The following is a 15,909-nucleotide window of genomic DNA, read 5'->3' as shown; positions in this document are numbered from 1 at the left end:
CTACAATATGAGAGATTTATATTTTTTTCAAAATGAAAAAATTTTCAAAATGAAAATAATTTATTTGTATTTTTTTCAAAATGAAAATTTATAATTATACTATCTTAGTCGTCCAATCTTCAACATTCCATACATCAGTAACTACATCCATGTAGAAATCAGGTTCATGACTAACTAGAAGGACAGTTCCTTTAAATTCTCTTATAGCTTTTTTTAGTTCCTCTTTAGCATCTATATCCAAATGATTAGTAGGCTCATCCATTACCAATAGGTTTATATCTCTAAGCATAAGCTTGCATATACGTACTTTGGCATTTTCTCCTCCAGAAAGTACCTGCATCTGACTTGTGATATGATCAGTAGTCAATCCACACTTAGCAAGAGCTGCTCTTACCTCTCTATTTGTCATGCTTGGATATTCATTCCAAATTTCATCTAAAGCAGTGACATTAGTAGATTTTTCTTCTTGTTCAAAATATCCTATTTCAAGGAATTGTCCATGTTCAACTTCTCCAGATACTGGTTTTATAATACCAAGAAGTGTTTTTAACAGAGTAGATTTTCCTAATCCATTAACCCCTTTTATGGCTATCTTCTGGTTACGCTCTAATGTAAAGTTTAAAGGTTTTGTTAAAGGTTCATCATAACCTATTACAAGATTTACAGCAGTAATAACTTCACGGCTTGGAGTACGAGCTGATGTAAATTCAAATGAAGGCTTGATTTTTTCTTTAGCTATTTCAATTATGTCCATTTTATCCAATTTTTTCTGACGGTCTTTTGCCATATTTGTAGTAGCTACCCTTGCCTTATTACGGGCAATGAAATCTTTCAGATGAGCTATTTCTTTTTGTTGTTTTTTAAATGCCTGCTCTATCTGTCTTTTTTTCAATTCATACATTTCTCTGAATTGATAATAATCTCCAGAATAACGAGTAAGTATGGCATTTTCTACATGATAAATGACATTTACAACATCATTAAGGAATGGAATGTCATGAGAAACAAGAATAAAAGCATTTTCATAATTCTGAAGGAAATTTTTCAGCCATATAATATGGTTTTCATCAAGGAAGTTTGTAGGCTCATCCAGTATCAGTATCATGGGATTTTCCAGAAGAACTTTAGCAAGAAGTATCTTTGCTCTCTGTCCTCCTGATAATTCAGAAACATCACGATCAAGACCTATATCAACCAGTCCAAGACCACTTGCATATTCTTCTATTTTAGAGTCCAGTGAGTAGAAATCACCACTTTCCAGAATACTTTGTATTTCTCCTGCATCTTCGATAAGGACTTCCATTTCTTCAGGTGTACAGTCAGTCATCTTATCATAAGCAGCTATCATTTCCTTTTCCAGATCATACATATGGGCAAAGGCTGAACGAAGAATATCACGAATAGTTTTTCCTTTTTCAAGGGTACTGTATTGATCAAGATATCCAGTAGTAATATGGTTGCACCATGTTATTTTTCCTTCATCAGGGAGAAGTTTTCCAGTTATTATATTTAAAAAGGTAGTTTTTCCCTCTCCATTGGCTCCTACCAATCCAATATGCTCTCCTTTAAGAAGACGGAAAGATGCATCTTCAAGGATTTTTCTTGATCCAAATCCATGGCTGACATTGCTTACATCTAAGATACTCATAAAAATTAAATTCTCCTTTATATATAAATTTTTTATTTTTTATTTCAATATTATTAGTATATCAGAAAAAATATGTTTGACATAGGAAAATGATATAAATTTATTATAATTTTAGAAAAGAAATTGGTATTAAAAAATTTTTTCACTCAAAAAATATAATACTAATAATTAAAAAGCTCAAAATAAATTTAAAAAAATAGAAGAGAAAAAAAAACTACCTATTGGTAGCTTTTATTATAAAATTTTTTAAAAAATTAATTTAATTCTAAAAATAGTTTATCTCCAATTTGATTAAAAATTTTAATAAAATATAAAGTATATATCTTATCTTGGTCTTGTACAGATGTATTAGACCAAGAGCCTTCGATTATATCTTTATCTTCAATAGAAATAGGAATTTTTTTAATTATTTTATTTTCTTTTTTGTCATAAAGATAGAAATTTATATCTATTTTACAATTGACAAAAGTTTTTCTATTTGTATTATCATAAGCTTCAAGTAATCCAGCTCCTATACCATAGGTTAAAAGACCAACAATTACTTTAGATGAAGTTCCAACATCTTCTTTGTTATCAATGAATAAAGTATCATAGTCTTTTACTTCACCAAATAAAAGATAACGATTATCTGTTTTATAAGTGTTTAAATTATCAAGAGTGATATTGTCAACTATAAAACCAGCTCTATCTAATGCGAGGCCTTGCTTTTCAAGGACGAAAGCAATATCTTCTGTAAAATAGGAATATCCATATTGGTTTATAAAACGAGAATTATTTTTTAAACCTAAAAATTCTATGTTTTTATTTTTTATATTTGAATAATAATTTATTTTTGGTTTAGGTTGTTCTTCTATCTTTATATTATTAGAACATCCAAAAATAAATAATAAAAAGAAAAATGACATAATTTTTTTCATAAAAATCTCCCCTTAAATTTCAATGATATAGAAGATTATAACACAAAATGTTAAAATTATAAATAGAGAGATATAAAATAAATATTAATTATTTGAAGAGAATAACTACTGAAAGACTTCTCAAATATTTTTTATTGATTTTTTAAAAGAAATTCTGCTATTTTAATCATTTTAGGCAGATTCTTGTCAAAGAAACTCATATAGCTTGAACAGAATCTATTTTCCCATACACCTTCTGAATTCATTTCCTTATGCCTTCTGCATCCACTTCTGCATAATTTTAGATACTTGCACATTTTACATTTAGAATTTGTATTGATAGAACTTTGTAAAAAGCTTTTTTCTACATCACTTTTGAATAGCTCTTCGATGGAAGTATCATTTACGTTTCCCAGTTTATATTTATCTAAAACGTAAAAATCACAAGGATATATACTTCCATCTGCTTCTATGATGCCATTTAAATTACAGTGACCTACCATATCACAAGCTTCTGGCTCCTGTCCAAGAACCATTCTTATAAGGTTGTCAAAATATCTTATACTTACTTTTTTACCAGAGATAATATCTTTGTACCATTCATCAAAAGTTTCATCAAGAAATTTTCCATAGTCGTCAGCAGTTAGAGAGAAATCCTCTTCTCCTCCTTCAAAACTATCTAGACATGGAATAAACTGAAAATATCGGAATCCATTATTTTTAAAAAAATTATAGATAAGTCTGCCATTTTCAGCAGCAACCTTATTTATTACACAAAGCACATTAAATTCAACTCCAGCTTTTGAAAAATCTTTGGCAGTTTTCAATACCTTTCTGAAAGTACCATTTCCTTCAGCATCTAGTCTGAATTTATCATGAATTTCTCTGTTTCCATCTATTGATAAACCAACAAGATAATTATATTTTTTAAACAGTGATATCCATTCTTTATTTATTAATGTACCATTTGTCTGAAGAGAAAAATTTACAGTTATATTTTTAGTATTATGTTTTTCTACAAATTCATGAAATCTTTTAAAAAAATCTACACCTGCACAAGTTGGTTCTCCTCCTTGAAAGGCAAAATTAACAGAATTTTCAGCAGTTTGAAAAGCGTTTTTCACCATATTTTCAAGGGTAGTGTCATTCATTATTCCATAATTTGGTATCTTCCTGTTATCTGCTACATCATGGTAAAAACAGTATCTGCATCTAAGATTGCAGCTGCTGGAAGCAGGCTTTATTAGAAGATTTAGGTTTTTCATAGATTCCTCCAATTACTTTATATTATATTTTTTCATTTTTCTATATAGAGTAGTAAGTCCAATGCTCATTTTATCAGCTATGTATTTTTTACTTTCAGTGTCATCTCCATATTTTTCAAGAGATTTTTCTATATAGACTTTTTCTATTTTTTCAAAATCTTCCAATTCAGATTTATCATTAAGTATCAATTCTTCTACTGAAGAAGGGGCAGTATCAAAATGATGAAGTATGTTATCAGGAAGAAGGTCTGAAGATATTATTCCATTACTTCCACTCATACTTATCATAAGTTCCATGACATTTTCCAGTTCTCTTACATTTCCAGGCCATTCATAGTTGATAAGAGCTTTTTTTACATCTTCATCTATAGAGTGAACATATTTATCAGAAAGTCTGTTATATTTGTCTATTAAACTGTTAATAATAGGAATGATATCTTCTTTTCTTTCTCTCAATGGAAGAAGCTTAATAGGAATAACATTCAGTCTGTAATACAAATCGCCTCTGAATTTCTGTTCCATTATCTTTTTTTCAAGATCCACATTGGTAGCAGCAATTATTTTTATATCTAAATCAATACTCTTATTAGAACCTATACGTTCTATTTTCTTCTCTTGAATTACTCTCAATATTTTAGCTTGAAGATAAAGAGGCATATCTCCTATTTCATCTAGGAATATAACCCCTGTATTGGCAAGTTCAAATTTTCCCATACGTCCGTTTTGGCTGGCACCAGTAAAAGCTCCTTTCACATATCCGAAAAGTTCACTTTCCAGGAGAGTGTCAGGAATAGCAGAACAGTTTATTACAACAAAAGGCTTGTTTCTTCTGTTGCCATGAGAATGAAGAGAACGAGCTACAAGTTCTTTCCCAGTTCCACTTTCTCCTGTAATCAAAACAGTAGAATTTGTATTAGCTATTTTTTGAATATTTTCTTTGAGAGATTGTGTAGCAGCAGAAGTTCCATAAATATTTTCCAGAGTAATCATATTGTCACTGCTTGTCATTTCAAGAATATTTCTGCTGATTTTTTTTACATCTTCAAAAACAAAAGCATTACTTCTTGTTTTATTGAAAGATTTCAGTGGAATTATTTTTCCTGCTACATTATATTCTTCATTTTCTATCACCATATTAAATACTTCTTCGTTCATAAGATAGTCATTCTGGCTCACAAGTTTCATAGTTTTTCCTAAAACACCTGATTTTAGCTTCAATTTAGCTGAAGCAATATTATTTATGTTAATGATAACATCGTTACAGTCACTGATAATAACACCCTTACTGATATTGTCTATGATTGTGTTAAGAGTAGATTCTCTGTCTTTCTGCATAAGGTTTTCCTGATATTCATAAAATTTTATTCCTATAAATTCTGCTATCTGTTTTGTAAAACTCAGATAAGAATCAATATCAGAAAGAATCTTTTTTTTCTGCTCATCACTGAAACAGACAAGACCAATAACTCCTACTATTTCATCACGACAATAAATAGGAGTAGCTATTTCAAGTTTTTCTCTGCATTTATTTTTATCCAAACATTCAGTGCATAGATCATGCTGTCTTGGATTTTCAATTATATTAGTTTTTCCAGTTTCCAGAGAGTTTTTATATACACTTCCTAAGGCATATACTCCCTCAATATTTTTATACAGTCCAGTTCCAGTGACTCTGACCATATTTTTGTCAACTATACCAACATCAACATTTATCAGACTTGATATAGCACTTGCATACTTTTTTACATGTTCTTTTATATCTAACAGGGATATTTCCATAACTCCCCCTTTCTCCTATAGGTCGTATACATAAACTTCAATATTTTTTGAGATAATAGTTTTAAGAATAATATCTTCAATAGTTTTCCAACTTCCTCCTGCAAATCCACACCCTATTCTAGGCATATGTATAGAAGCTTCAAGTTCTACAGCTTTTTGAGCTGTTTTTTCTAAACATTCTTCAAGTGCTTCATATCTGATAGGGGGCACTCCATTTTTTGAGATAATATCGTGTTGAGCTATCATATTAGCAACAGTTATAGTAGGAGTAACTTTTACAAATTGGACATTACCAAGGGAAAAGTCATTTCCTTCTTTACGCCATATGAGAAATTCAATTTCAGGAGCCATCCATCTAGCAGAAAGAGCAATTACAAATCCTCTTCCCCATACTCCTATATCATTACATATATGAGTGATGATGATATTCCCTCTTGCTTGGGGATATACAGCATCTCCTTTTAAATAATGTATTTTATTCATAACCTCTCCTTATGATGGATATTATTGAAAATTCTGTACTTTATTCAGTATCTATATTATAATTCAAATATGAGGAAAATGCAAAAAATAAAGAGCAGGAGGTATCATATGAAAAATTTTAAAGAGATCAAGGCTGAAGAAATAAATGAAAACACTTTTGAGATGATAGGAAAGAAATGGATGCTTATAACTGCTGAAAAAAGCAGTGGAGAGGTAAATACTATGACTGCTTCATGGGGAGGACTTGGAGTTCTCTGGAGAAAGAATGTAGCTTTTATTTTTATTCGTCCTCAACGTTTTACTAAAGGATTTGTAGATGAAGCTGAAAGATTTTCACTTACTTTCTTTAATGAAAGTTATAGAAAACAGTTGGGATATTTGGGAACAGCTTCTGGAAGAGATGAAAATAAGATAGAAAAAGCAGGACTTACTGTGGAACATGAAGATGGAATTCCAGTATTTAAGGAGGCAGAAACAGTTATTATATGCAGAAAGCTTTATGCCCAGCCTTTAGAAGAGCAATTTTTTATAGATAAAGACTCTGATAAAGAATGTTATCCTGATAAAGATTATCACATAATGTATGTGGGAGAAATAGAAAAAGTATTTGTAAAAGAATAAAAAATATTCAGGAGAGTGACAGAAAAAATCACTCTCTTTTATTTTCAAAAACATTTTGGACAATATTAATTTTTATTTATCAAAATTATTAATTAATGGATATTTTTGATGCTTTAAAAAATAAGGGTAAAGAAAATTAATATAAATTATAGAAAAGAGAAGAATACTTTTTCTTTTTCTGATAAAATAGAGATAATTAGAAATAAGGGGGTAGGGTATGAGTAAAAATATAGATTTACATATGCATTCTCTATATAGTGATGATGGAGAATTTTCGCCAGAAGAGATAATTGCTATAGGGAAAAAAGAGGAAATGGAAATAATGGCTCTTACAGATCATAACTCAGTAAAAGGAGTAGATGAAATGACAGAGTATGGAAAAAAAGCAGGAATAAAAGTGATAAGCGGAGTGGAGATAGATTGTGTATATAAAGGTATAAATCTTCATATGATTGGCTATGGAATAGATCATAAAAGAAAAGAATTTCTTGAAATAGAAAATGAGATATTTGAAAAAGAAATGGCAATAGCTAAAATAAAAATAGAGAAGCTTAAAGAAAATACAGATCTTATAGTAAATGAAGAGAAAATATTTAAAATAGCTGCTGGGAATATAGTTACTGGAGAAATAATAGGAGAAGTGGTACTGGAAGAGGAGAAAAATAAAAATAATCCATTGTTAAAGGAATATTTTGATAACGGAGCAAAGAGTGATATGCCTTTTGTACATTTCTATTGGGATTTTTTCTCACAAGGGAAAATAGCTTATGTACCTGTTGAGTTCAGACCTATGGTTGATATAGTAAAGTTGATAAAAGAAAGTGGAGGGTTGGCTGTATTAGCTCATCCAGGAAATAATTTTAAGAATTGTCTGGAAATAGTAGATGATATAATAGAAGAAGGAATAGATGGGCTTGAGGTATTCAGTACATATCATTCTCCAGAACAGATAGAATATTTCTATAATAAAGCAGAAAAGAATAATCTTCTTATGACTTTTGGAAGTGATTTTCATGGAAAAAATAAACCTCATATAAGATTGAAAGGATATCCAATTCCTGAGAAATATGAAGGGATAAGAGAAAAATTAGCAGAAGATTTTATAAAAAAATTGAGATAATAAAAAAGAGAAGCTGATTGTAAGTTAGATATTCAGCTTCTTTTTTGTATAGATATTATTCTTTTGGTCTAAGGCAGAAAGGAAGATTTCCTATATCATTTTTATGATGCATTACACAATCACAACATTTTCCATGATTAGGACAATCTTTAGGACAAGTACACTCGGCTACATGAGTATTTCCACATTTTACATTACATTCCATAAAATCACTCCTCAAAAATTTAATTTCTACACACATTTCCTAATTTGATTATATCTCCAATTTCTGTATTTGTAAATAACTCTATTGACAAAGTACAATAAAAAAGGTATCGTTTATTTAAAAAAAGAAGTAAAGGAGAATAGATGAAACTAATAGCAATGGATCTGGATGGAACTCTCCTGACTAAAGATAAGAGAGTGTCAGATTTCAATAGAGATATATTAAATAGAAAAAGTAATGAAGGAATAGAATTAGTTATAGCTTCAGGAAGAGATTTATATAGTATAGTTGATTTGACAGGATGTTTAAATGTTAAATATCATATCTGCTTTAATGGAGCAAAAATATATAAAAATAGAGAATTGATTTATTCTAAATCAATGGATAGAGGTATCTGCCTTGACATTCTTGAAAGAGCTGTAGAAATGGGGTTAAATTATAGTGCTACAGCTGGAAAAGAAGTTCATTTTACAAAAATAGATCCTGAGTATGTAAAAGAATATGGAACAAACAAAGAACTTGAATTTTTTCATATAACTGATGGAAAACCATTGGGAAGAGAATTTGAAAAAATGGTATTTGTAGGAGATGCAGAAAGATTTAAAAAACTTAGAAAATATGTAACTGCCAAATATGAAAAAGAACTGAATATTTTTGGGTCAGGAGATGGGGTTATGGATATAGTGAATATTCAATGCGGGAAGGGAACAGCTCTGAAACTGGTAGCAGAGGATATAGGAATAGATGTAGGGCAGACAATGGCATTTGGAGATAATGAAAATGACCTTTCTATGTTGGATACTGCTGGCTGTCCTGTAATTATGGCTAATGCAGCAGAAGAATTGAAAAAAACTGAATACAAAAGAACTGTTACCAATGATGAAAATGGAGTAGGAGTCTTTGTGGAGAAATTTTTTGAAAGATAAATAACAGGAGAAAATAATGAATATAAAATATAGCAAAAAGTTTTTGATGGAGAATATGATGGGGCCTAACAGCTTCAGAATAATCGAAGAAATTACAAATGGAATAAAAATTGAAACAGGATCAAGAATACTAGATTTAGGATGTGGAAAAGGGATAACATCTATATTTTTAGCTGAAAAATATGATTCAAGCGTATTTGCTGCTGATTTATGGATTGATCCTACAGAAAATTATGAGAGATTTAAAAAAGTAGATTTGGAAGAAGAGATAATTCCTTTGAAAGCTGAAGCTCATCAACTTCCTTTTGCTCATGGATTTTTTGATGTAATAGTAACAATAGATTCTTACCATTATTTTGGAAATACAGAGGAATTTTTTGGAGAACATATACTTCCTTTATTGAAGGAAAATGGGGTGTTTATAATGGCTATACCTGGATTGAAAGAAGAGTTTGAAAATGGGGAGATACCTAAGGAACTTCGCCCTTTCTGGCAGGATAATATGAATTTTTATACTAAATATTGGTGGTATGAACTTTTTTCTAAAAATGAAGGAATTACTATTGAAAAATGTGAATCATTGAAATGTCATGATGAGGCTTGGAAAGAATGGCTGGAATGTGATAATGAATATGCTCACCATGATATTGGTATGATGAAGGCAGAAGGTGGAAAATACTTCGATACTATTGGGATGATTATAAGAAAAAAATAGAATGTAATTAAAATAGAAGCTGACGAAAGTCAGCTTCTTCTTTCTATTTATTCACTGGATTTACATGAACCATACAATGCTTTATTTTAGGAATATTATTTTCAATGGAATCATGAACATAATGAGCTATGTCGTGTGCCTGTTTAAGAGAAATATTTCCATCTGCCTGAATTTCTACATCAACATATATTCTATCTCCAAATAATCTGGTTTTGATCTGGTCTATTCCAAGAACTCCTTTTTGTTTCAAAATAAGAGATTTGATTACTTCAATAGTCTCATCATCACAAGCTTTGTCAGTCATCTTATTTATAGAATCCATAAATATTTCAAAAGCTGCTTTTAAAATAAAAATACAAATGATAACACTGGCAATAGGATCAAATATTGGATAACCAAGTCTTGCTCCAAGTATACCAGCAAAACTTCCTACAGATGAAAGAGCATCTGAACGGTGATGCCATGCATCAGCCATAAGTGCACCAGAATTTATTTTTTTGGCAGCAGCTCTTGTATACCAATACATTCCTTCTTTTACTCCTATAGATATTACAGCAGCAGCCAGGGCAAGAACTCCTGGAACTGTTAAATGACTGTAATCATTTGAGGAAATAATAATAACTCCCTTATATCCTATACCTAACCCAGTAGCAAAAAGAATAGCAGATAACAATATAGCAGCTACACATTCCATTCTTTCGTGACCATAAGGATGTGTTTTATCAGATTCTTTATTTGCAATCTTTACTCCAATGATGACTATAAAAGTACTTAAAACATCAGAAGCTGAATGGACAGCGTCTGAAATCATAGCTCCTGAATGAGCAACTACTCCAGCAAAAAGTTTAAAAACAGATAGAATGATATTCCATATAATTGAAACAAAGGAAACTTTCATAGCAGTCTGTTCGTTTGTTAAAGTTTTCATGAATTTTGACCTCCAAAAATTATTTTAGTATAAAAAAAGCACCTATGGAACACACTTGTCCCACAGATGCTGTTGATTTCATCTGCTGCCGTTTTTTAACAGCCCAGTCATATGACCTGATCAGTCTGTACTGTAAGTATTCCTATAAGAGAATGCATCAGTGCAATATTATGATTATTATACGAATTGAAAGAGGATTTGTCAAGAGATGAAAGATAAAAAAAGACTGTGGAGTAATTTCCACAGTCTTTTTTTCGGGTATAAAATCAAAAATATTTCAAGGTCAATTTTAATTATTTAGCATATCTTAGAAAATAATCATCAAGCATAGTAAGCTCATCTTTCATTTCAGCTAGTTTATCTCTATTTTCTGTTGATTTGCTATGTTTATAAAGTTTTTCAAGTATATCCAAGTTTGTTATTTCTTTGTTCATTAATTCTTTTTTCATGATATTTACCTCCAGTACAATTAAGATGTTAAAAATAAAATAATAAATGTTCCCAAAATTAGCACAAAAACTCTTGATTGTTTTATTACCAATCTTGTTCTTTTATATTTGTATTATAACAGAAGTTTGTGAAGAAAGTAAAACAATATTTTGTACATATTGTCACAAGTTAAAACTTGTGAGAAGAATTTTAAAAACAAATGTTTTATAAACGAAAAAATAAAAAATATAATTAGGATTATAGAAGCAAATAATTTTTTTGATAAAATATAAGATAAGATAAAAATTTTAAAAAGAAAAAAAGTTTGACACAAGGTGAAAAAACATATAATCTATAAGACATAGAGCAAATAATAAAAGAGTAAAATCTAAAGAGATAAAACTGAATATTAATAAATAAATTTAAAAAGGGGGGAGGTATGGGATTGTTTAGCAGAAGCAATAAAGAAGTAGAGATAGATTTTTCAGCAAAGGGAATGACCGCTATCTCAAAAGGGAGTACAGTAGTAGGGGATATTACTAATGAGTGTAATCTTCACATAGATGGGGTGATTACAGGTAATATTATTTCAAATGCTGTAGTGACAATAGGTACAAGTGGAAGAGTAAATGGAAAAATTAAAGCATACAAGATAATTGTAAGTGGTATATGTAAAGGGGAACTGGAGGCTGATATTGTAGAAATATTAACTAATAGTAAAGTAGTAGGAGATATAATAAGTTCTAAACTGATCTTGGAAGAGAGTTCATATTTTGAGGGAAGAAATCAAAAAAAGCAGCCAAGTGAATATATAGAAATGAAATAAAAAATAATAAAGACGGCTAAAATAAATTAAAATTCAGAAATTAATAGTATTTATGGAATTAATTTGAAATTTATAGTCGTCTTTTTTTTGTATAAAAAAATAGGTTAAATACTAAAATATACACGATATTTTTTAAAATATGGATAAAATTAATAAATTATATTGACATAAACATATTTAAACGCTAAAATAATAATAAACAGTTTAAATACATGTGCTTTTAAGAGTTTAATAAAATGTCACATGACAAGTTTAGTTTTTTTAGAATCACGGGGAAATAAAATTAGTTTTAAAAGGAGCTGGAATGGGAGAAAAAGAGTTTTTAAAACTGTATATGAAAGAAAGAGGGTTAAAAAATTTAGAAGAGGCTAAAGAAAAAGTTAATATTTTTTGGAAAACTGTGAAAGAGTCTCTTGAAAAGGGGGAAAAAGTTAAATTCAAAGACTGGGGAAATTTTGAGATGAAAGATGTTAGACCTAGAAGAATAATAGAGCTTAAAACAAAAAGAGACATGACAATCCCTGGAAGCAGAAAAATGAAATTCAGTTCTGGAAAAGGTCTTATAAAATCTATAAACAATAAGATTGAAGAGGGGAAGATAGATGGATAAATTACAATTTATAAAGAAATATAAAGAAAATTATGAGAAAAGAATTACTAATGCAGATGCTAAAAAAGATGTAGAAGCATTTCTAAATCTAATAGAAGATAATATTGTTGAAGCTGGAAGTATAAAATTTAAAGGAGTAGGAACTTTTTCTCTTCTTAAAAGAAAACCTAGAGTAATCAGCAATCCAAAAACAAGAGAAAGAATGACAATTTATCCTTTACCAATAGTAAAATTTATTCCAACTAAAGTAAAAACAGCAAAGTAATATGAAATATAAAAGGTCAGTACCAAAATTTTACTGACCTTTTTTTGTTATTTTACAGCAATAACTTCTATTTCTACTTTTACATCTTTAGGAAGTCTTGCAACTTCTACACATGCTCTTGCAGGTTTTATATTTCCAAGGTATTCATTATATACCTCATTCATAAGAGCAAAATCTTCCATATTTTTTATAAAGACAGTAGCTTTTATCACATTTTTAAAAGTGTATCCAGCAGCTTCAAGGATAGCTTTCACATTTTCAAGAGATTGTTTGGTCTGGTCTTGGATATCTTCAGATATCAAATCCATAGTTTCAGGAACAAAGGGTATCTGACCAGATACAAAAAGAGTTCCATTGACTTCCACAGCTTGTGAATATGGTCCTAAAGCAGCAGGGGCTTTTTCAGTATGGATAATTTTTTTCATTACTACCTCCTAGTATATTAATCATTAAAAAGTTTACTTATTTTTTCTTTAAGAGTTTTTGATTTTTTAGGATCTCCCTTTGCAGAGATAGCGATTTGGTATTCATCATTTTCATAAATACTTGAAAAACGGCAGTTCATTTCTGTTTTAGAAGTTATATTATTTGTAAGTATATTTTTTTTATCACATAAATTAAAAATATATTTATTAAATGTAAAATCATCAGTAGCAGCAATTACCATAAATACATTTTCCAGCATATCTTCTTTAAAATCTTCCAAAGATAATTCAATATTCTCCAGTTCTTTAAATTTTTCTTCTTTTATATCCTTTGCAATAACCTTAATTTTTGCACCATAACTCAAAAGAGTTTCGGCTTTTCTAAAGGCTATTTTTCCAGCTCCTATTATAAGGACTTTTTTATTCCGCATATTTAGAAATACAGGGAAAAAATTATTTTCCATTGTTCTTTTCTCCAATAACTTTAAAGGCTTTTTCTATAGATAGAAGAGTTTTATCCAAATCTTCTTTAGTGTGAGCCATTGAAATGAAGTGAGCTTCAAATTGAGATGGAGGGCAAACAATTCCATCTTCAAGCATTGTATTGAAATAGATTGCAAAATTTTCAGTATTAGAAGAAAGAGCATCTTCAAGATTATTTACTTCAGGTCTCTCAGTAAAGAATATAGTAAAAAGAGAACCTATTGTATTTACACATGCAGGAACATTATATTTTGCAGCAAGCTCTTTTATATTATTTACAAGATATTGAGTTTTTTCCTCTAAAGTTTTATATAAAGTTTCTCTGTTGTTATACAGATAACTTATAGTTTCATATCCAGCCCTTACAGATACAGGATTTCCAGAAAGAGTTCCAGCGTGATACACTCTTCCAACAGGAGCAATAAGTTCCATTATTTCAGCTTTACCACCAAATGCTCCAACAGGATATCCTCCTCCTATTATTTTTCCGAGAGTAGTCATGTCAGGAGTGATGCCAAAGAATTCCTGTGCTCCTCCAAGAGCTAATCTGAATCCAGATATAACTTCATCAAATATTAGAATAGTTCCAGTAGAAGTACACAGTTCTCTTACTTCCTTTAAAAATTTTACATCTGGGTAAATCATACCCATGTTAGCAGGAACAGGCTCCATGATAAGGCAAGCCACATCTTTTTTTTCAAGAACAGTTTTAATAGCAGAAATATTTCCAAAAGGTACAGTAAGAGTATCTTTTAATACTCCATCTGTAATTCCGTTGCTGTCTTGATATCCGTCAGTAAGAAGTCCTGATCCAGATTTTACTAAAAGTGAATCAGAATGACCATGATAACAACCTTCAAATTTTAATATTTTATTTCTATTTGTATATGCTCTTGCTACTCTTACAGCAGACATAGTAGCTTCTGTACCAGAAGTAGTAAGTCTAACTTTTTCAATAGAAGGACAGCATTTAGTAATAAGTTCAGCAAGTTCTACTTCCATTTTAGTAGGAAGACCAAAAGAACTTCCCATTTCTATAGCTTCTCTAACTCCATTTATTACATTTTCAGGGTTATGCCCCAGAATTAATGGACCCCAAGAACAGATATAGTCTATATATTCATTCCCATCTTCATCCCATATCTTTGCACCTTTTCCTTTACATGCAAAGATAGGAGCTTTTCTATTAACAGATTTAAAAGCTCTTACAGGGCTATTTACCCCTCCAGGAATATATTTTTCAGCTTTTTTGAAAATTTCAGTTGAAATTTTATGCTCCATTTTTCCTCCTTGTATAATTCTTAGAAAGCAACTTCACCATTTTTATACCATCTTGCTATATCTTTAGCATGATAAGTTATTATTATATTTACCCCAGCTCTTTTCATAGCAAACATATTTTCCATAACAATACCTTTTTCATCTATCCATCCATTTTGAGCAGCAGCTTTTACCATAGAATATTCACCACTTACATTATAGGCAACAATGGGAAGATCAATGTTGGATACAGCATTGATAACATCAAGATAAGCAAGAGCAGGTTTTACCATTATAAAGTCAGCTCCTTCAGCCATATCAGCTTCAACTTCTCTAAAATATTCTTTAGAATTTCTGTAGTCCATCTGATAACTTTTTCTATCTCCAAAACTAGGAGCAGAATCAGCCGCTTCTCTAAAAGGGCCATAGTAATTTGAAGAATATTTTGCACTATATGCCATGATAGGAGTATTTACATATCCATTTTCATCTAAAGTTTCTCTAATAGCTAATATTCTTCCATCCATCATATCTGAAGGAGCAACTATATCAGCTCCAGCTTTTACATGAGAAAGGGCAGTTTGGGCTATATATTTAAGAGTTTCATCATTTAAAACTTCACATCCATTAAGGATTCCACAATGTCCATGAGAAGTATATTCACACATACATACATCAGTAACTATAAGAAATTCTGGGAAATTTTTCTTGATATATCTCACAGCTTCCTGCACAATTCCTTTATCATTATATGCTTCTGATCCTAGAGAATCTTTGTGCTTTGGAATACCAAAAAGAAGAATAGAAGTTACACCAAGCTCTTTTAACTCCGTAAGCTCTTCTCCTACTCTGTCAATTGACCATCTGTATTGTCCAGGCATAGATGATATTTCTTCTTTTATATTTTCTCCCTCTTCCATAAAAAGTGGATATATAAAATCACTAAGATTAATTGTTACATTCCTTACCATATCTCTTAAGGCTTTAGAACTTCTAAGCCTTCTAGTTCGAGTAAACATAAATAT

General features: G+C 30.1%; 19 protein-coding genes and 1 riboswitch. Of the genes, 7 read left to right on the top strand and 12 right to left on the bottom strand.

Annotated features, from left to right (window positions below; all coding sequences use genetic code 11):
* Positions 1 to 94: 94 nt before the first annotated feature.
* The 5 genes from C4N20_RS05790 to C4N20_RS05770 all read right to left on the bottom strand — a co-directional run bounded on the left by C4N20_RS05790 (position 95) and on the right by C4N20_RS05770 (position 6,071).
* Positions 95 to 1,648: an ABC-F family ATP-binding cassette domain-containing protein gene (locus C4N20_RS05790; RefSeq protein ID WP_005979848.1), complete on the bottom strand. Its 1,554-nt coding sequence runs from the start codon at positions 1,646 to 1,648 to the stop codon at positions 95 to 97.
* Between the two features lie 254 nt (positions 1,649 to 1,902).
* On the bottom strand, positions 1,903 to 2,565 hold the full coding sequence (locus C4N20_RS05785; protein ID WP_005979846.1) for a hypothetical protein: 663 nt from the start codon (positions 2,563 to 2,565) through the stop codon (positions 1,903 to 1,905).
* 131 nt (positions 2,566 to 2,696) lie between these two features.
* The gene (locus tag C4N20_RS05780) at positions 2,697 to 3,809 is read right to left on the bottom strand and encodes an anaerobic sulfatase maturase (RefSeq protein WP_005979844.1); all 1,113 of its coding nucleotides are present in this window, start codon (positions 3,807 to 3,809) and stop codon (positions 2,697 to 2,699) included.
* Between the two features lie 12 nt (positions 3,810 to 3,821).
* Positions 3,822 to 5,588 (bottom strand): sigma-54 interaction domain-containing protein, encoded by a 1,767-nt coding sequence (locus C4N20_RS05775; RefSeq protein ID WP_005979842.1) that lies wholly within the window; start codon positions 5,586 to 5,588, stop codon positions 3,822 to 3,824.
* 15 nt (positions 5,589 to 5,603) lie between these two features.
* Positions 5,604 to 6,071, bottom strand: coding sequence for a macro domain-containing protein (locus C4N20_RS05770; RefSeq protein ID WP_005979841.1), 468 nt, complete (start codon positions 6,069 to 6,071; stop codon positions 5,604 to 5,606).
* 108 nt (positions 6,072 to 6,179) lie between these two features.
* On the opposite strand from C4N20_RS05770, the gene C4N20_RS05765 reads away from it, so the two are divergent.
* Both C4N20_RS05765 and C4N20_RS05760 read left to right on the top strand, forming a co-directional pair.
* Complete coding sequence (locus C4N20_RS05765) at positions 6,180 to 6,692, top strand: flavin reductase family protein (protein WP_005979839.1); 513 nt, start codon at positions 6,180 to 6,182, stop codon at positions 6,690 to 6,692.
* Positions 6,693 to 6,909: 217 nt separating this feature from the next.
* Positions 6,910 to 7,812 carry a PHP domain-containing protein gene (locus C4N20_RS05760; protein ID WP_005979837.1) on the top strand — a complete coding sequence of 301 codons (903 nt, stop codon included), beginning with the start codon at positions 6,910 to 6,912 and terminating at the stop codon, positions 7,810 to 7,812.
* 55 nt (positions 7,813 to 7,867) lie between these two features.
* Here the strand turns inward: C4N20_RS05760 and C4N20_RS16490 are convergent, their stop codons facing one another.
* Positions 7,868 to 8,017, bottom strand: coding sequence for a hypothetical protein (locus C4N20_RS16490; protein WP_005979835.1), 150 nt, complete (start codon positions 8,015 to 8,017; stop codon positions 7,868 to 7,870).
* 143 nt (positions 8,018 to 8,160) lie between these two features.
* Here C4N20_RS16490 and C4N20_RS05755 point away from each other — a divergent pair, with 143 nt between their 5' ends.
* Positions 8,161 to 8,943: a Cof-type HAD-IIB family hydrolase gene (locus C4N20_RS05755; protein ID WP_005979833.1), complete on the top strand. Its 783-nt coding sequence runs from the start codon at positions 8,161 to 8,163 to the stop codon at positions 8,941 to 8,943.
* A gap of 16 nt (positions 8,944 to 8,959) precedes the next feature.
* On the top strand, positions 8,960 to 9,658 hold the full coding sequence (locus tag C4N20_RS05750) for an SAM-dependent methyltransferase (RefSeq protein ID WP_005979831.1): 699 nt from the start codon (positions 8,960 to 8,962) through the stop codon (positions 9,656 to 9,658).
* Positions 9,659 to 9,701: 43 nt separating this feature from the next.
* Here the strand turns inward: C4N20_RS05750 and C4N20_RS05745 are convergent, their stop codons facing one another.
* Together C4N20_RS05745 and C4N20_RS16485 are read right to left on the bottom strand one after the other, a co-directional pair.
* The gene (locus tag C4N20_RS05745) at positions 9,702 to 10,586 is read right to left on the bottom strand and encodes a cation diffusion facilitator family transporter (protein ID WP_005979829.1); all 885 of its coding nucleotides are present in this window, start codon (positions 10,584 to 10,586) and stop codon (positions 9,702 to 9,704) included.
* A gap of 52 nt (positions 10,587 to 10,638) precedes the next feature.
* Positions 10,639 to 10,720: riboswitch (NiCo riboswitch) on the bottom strand.
* Between the two features lie 159 nt (positions 10,721 to 10,879).
* Entirely contained in the window at positions 10,880 to 11,035 is a 156-nt protein-coding gene (locus C4N20_RS16485) for a hypothetical protein (RefSeq protein WP_005979828.1), read from the bottom strand.
* Positions 11,036 to 11,454: 419 nt separating this feature from the next.
* Between C4N20_RS16485 and C4N20_RS05740 the strand changes: the two genes are divergently transcribed.
* From C4N20_RS05740 to C4N20_RS05730, 3 genes are all read left to right on the top strand, one after another.
* On the top strand, positions 11,455 to 11,841 hold the full coding sequence (locus C4N20_RS05740) for a bactofilin family protein (protein ID WP_005979826.1): 387 nt from the start codon (positions 11,455 to 11,457) through the stop codon (positions 11,839 to 11,841).
* A 304-nt stretch (positions 11,842 to 12,145) separates the two neighbouring features.
* Positions 12,146 to 12,451 (top strand): HU family DNA-binding protein, encoded by a 306-nt coding sequence (locus C4N20_RS05735; protein WP_005979824.1) that lies wholly within the window; start codon positions 12,146 to 12,148, stop codon positions 12,449 to 12,451.
* Positions 12,444 to 12,716, top strand: coding sequence for an HU family DNA-binding protein (locus C4N20_RS05730; protein WP_005979822.1), 273 nt, complete (start codon positions 12,444 to 12,446; stop codon positions 12,714 to 12,716). The genes C4N20_RS05735 and C4N20_RS05730 overlap by 8 nt, the downstream gene beginning before the upstream one ends.
* 47 nt (positions 12,717 to 12,763) lie before the next feature.
* Here C4N20_RS05730 and C4N20_RS05725 read toward each other — a convergent pair whose 3' ends face one another.
* From C4N20_RS05725 to hemB, 4 genes are read right to left on the bottom strand one after another with little or no spacing between them, the layout of a single operon-like run.
* Positions 12,764 to 13,141 (bottom strand): RidA family protein, encoded by a 378-nt coding sequence (locus tag C4N20_RS05725; RefSeq protein ID WP_005979820.1) that lies wholly within the window; start codon positions 13,139 to 13,141, stop codon positions 12,764 to 12,766.
* 17 nt (positions 13,142 to 13,158) lie between these two features.
* Entirely contained in the window at positions 13,159 to 13,605 is a 447-nt protein-coding gene (locus C4N20_RS05720) for a precorrin-2 dehydrogenase/sirohydrochlorin ferrochelatase family protein (RefSeq protein ID WP_005979818.1), read from the bottom strand.
* A complete protein-coding gene (gene hemL, locus C4N20_RS05715) occupies positions 13,595 to 14,905 on the bottom strand; it encodes a glutamate-1-semialdehyde 2,1-aminomutase (RefSeq protein WP_005979816.1) in 1,311 nt (436 codons plus the stop codon). The genes C4N20_RS05720 and hemL overlap by 11 nt, the downstream gene beginning before the upstream one ends.
* A 20-nt stretch (positions 14,906 to 14,925) precedes the next feature.
* The gene (gene hemB / locus C4N20_RS05710) at positions 14,926 to 15,903 is read right to left on the bottom strand and encodes a porphobilinogen synthase (protein WP_005979813.1); all 978 of its coding nucleotides are present in this window, start codon (positions 15,901 to 15,903) and stop codon (positions 14,926 to 14,928) included.
* Positions 15,904 to 15,909: the final 6 nt, after the last annotated feature.

It is taken from the genome of Fusobacterium ulcerans, assembly GCF_003019675.1.
GTDB lineage: Bacteria > Fusobacteriota > Fusobacteriia > Fusobacteriales > Fusobacteriaceae > Fusobacterium_A > Fusobacterium_A ulcerans.
The sequence above is the reverse complement of the archived record's forward strand: the minus strand, read 5'-3'. Positions and strand labels throughout refer to the sequence as shown.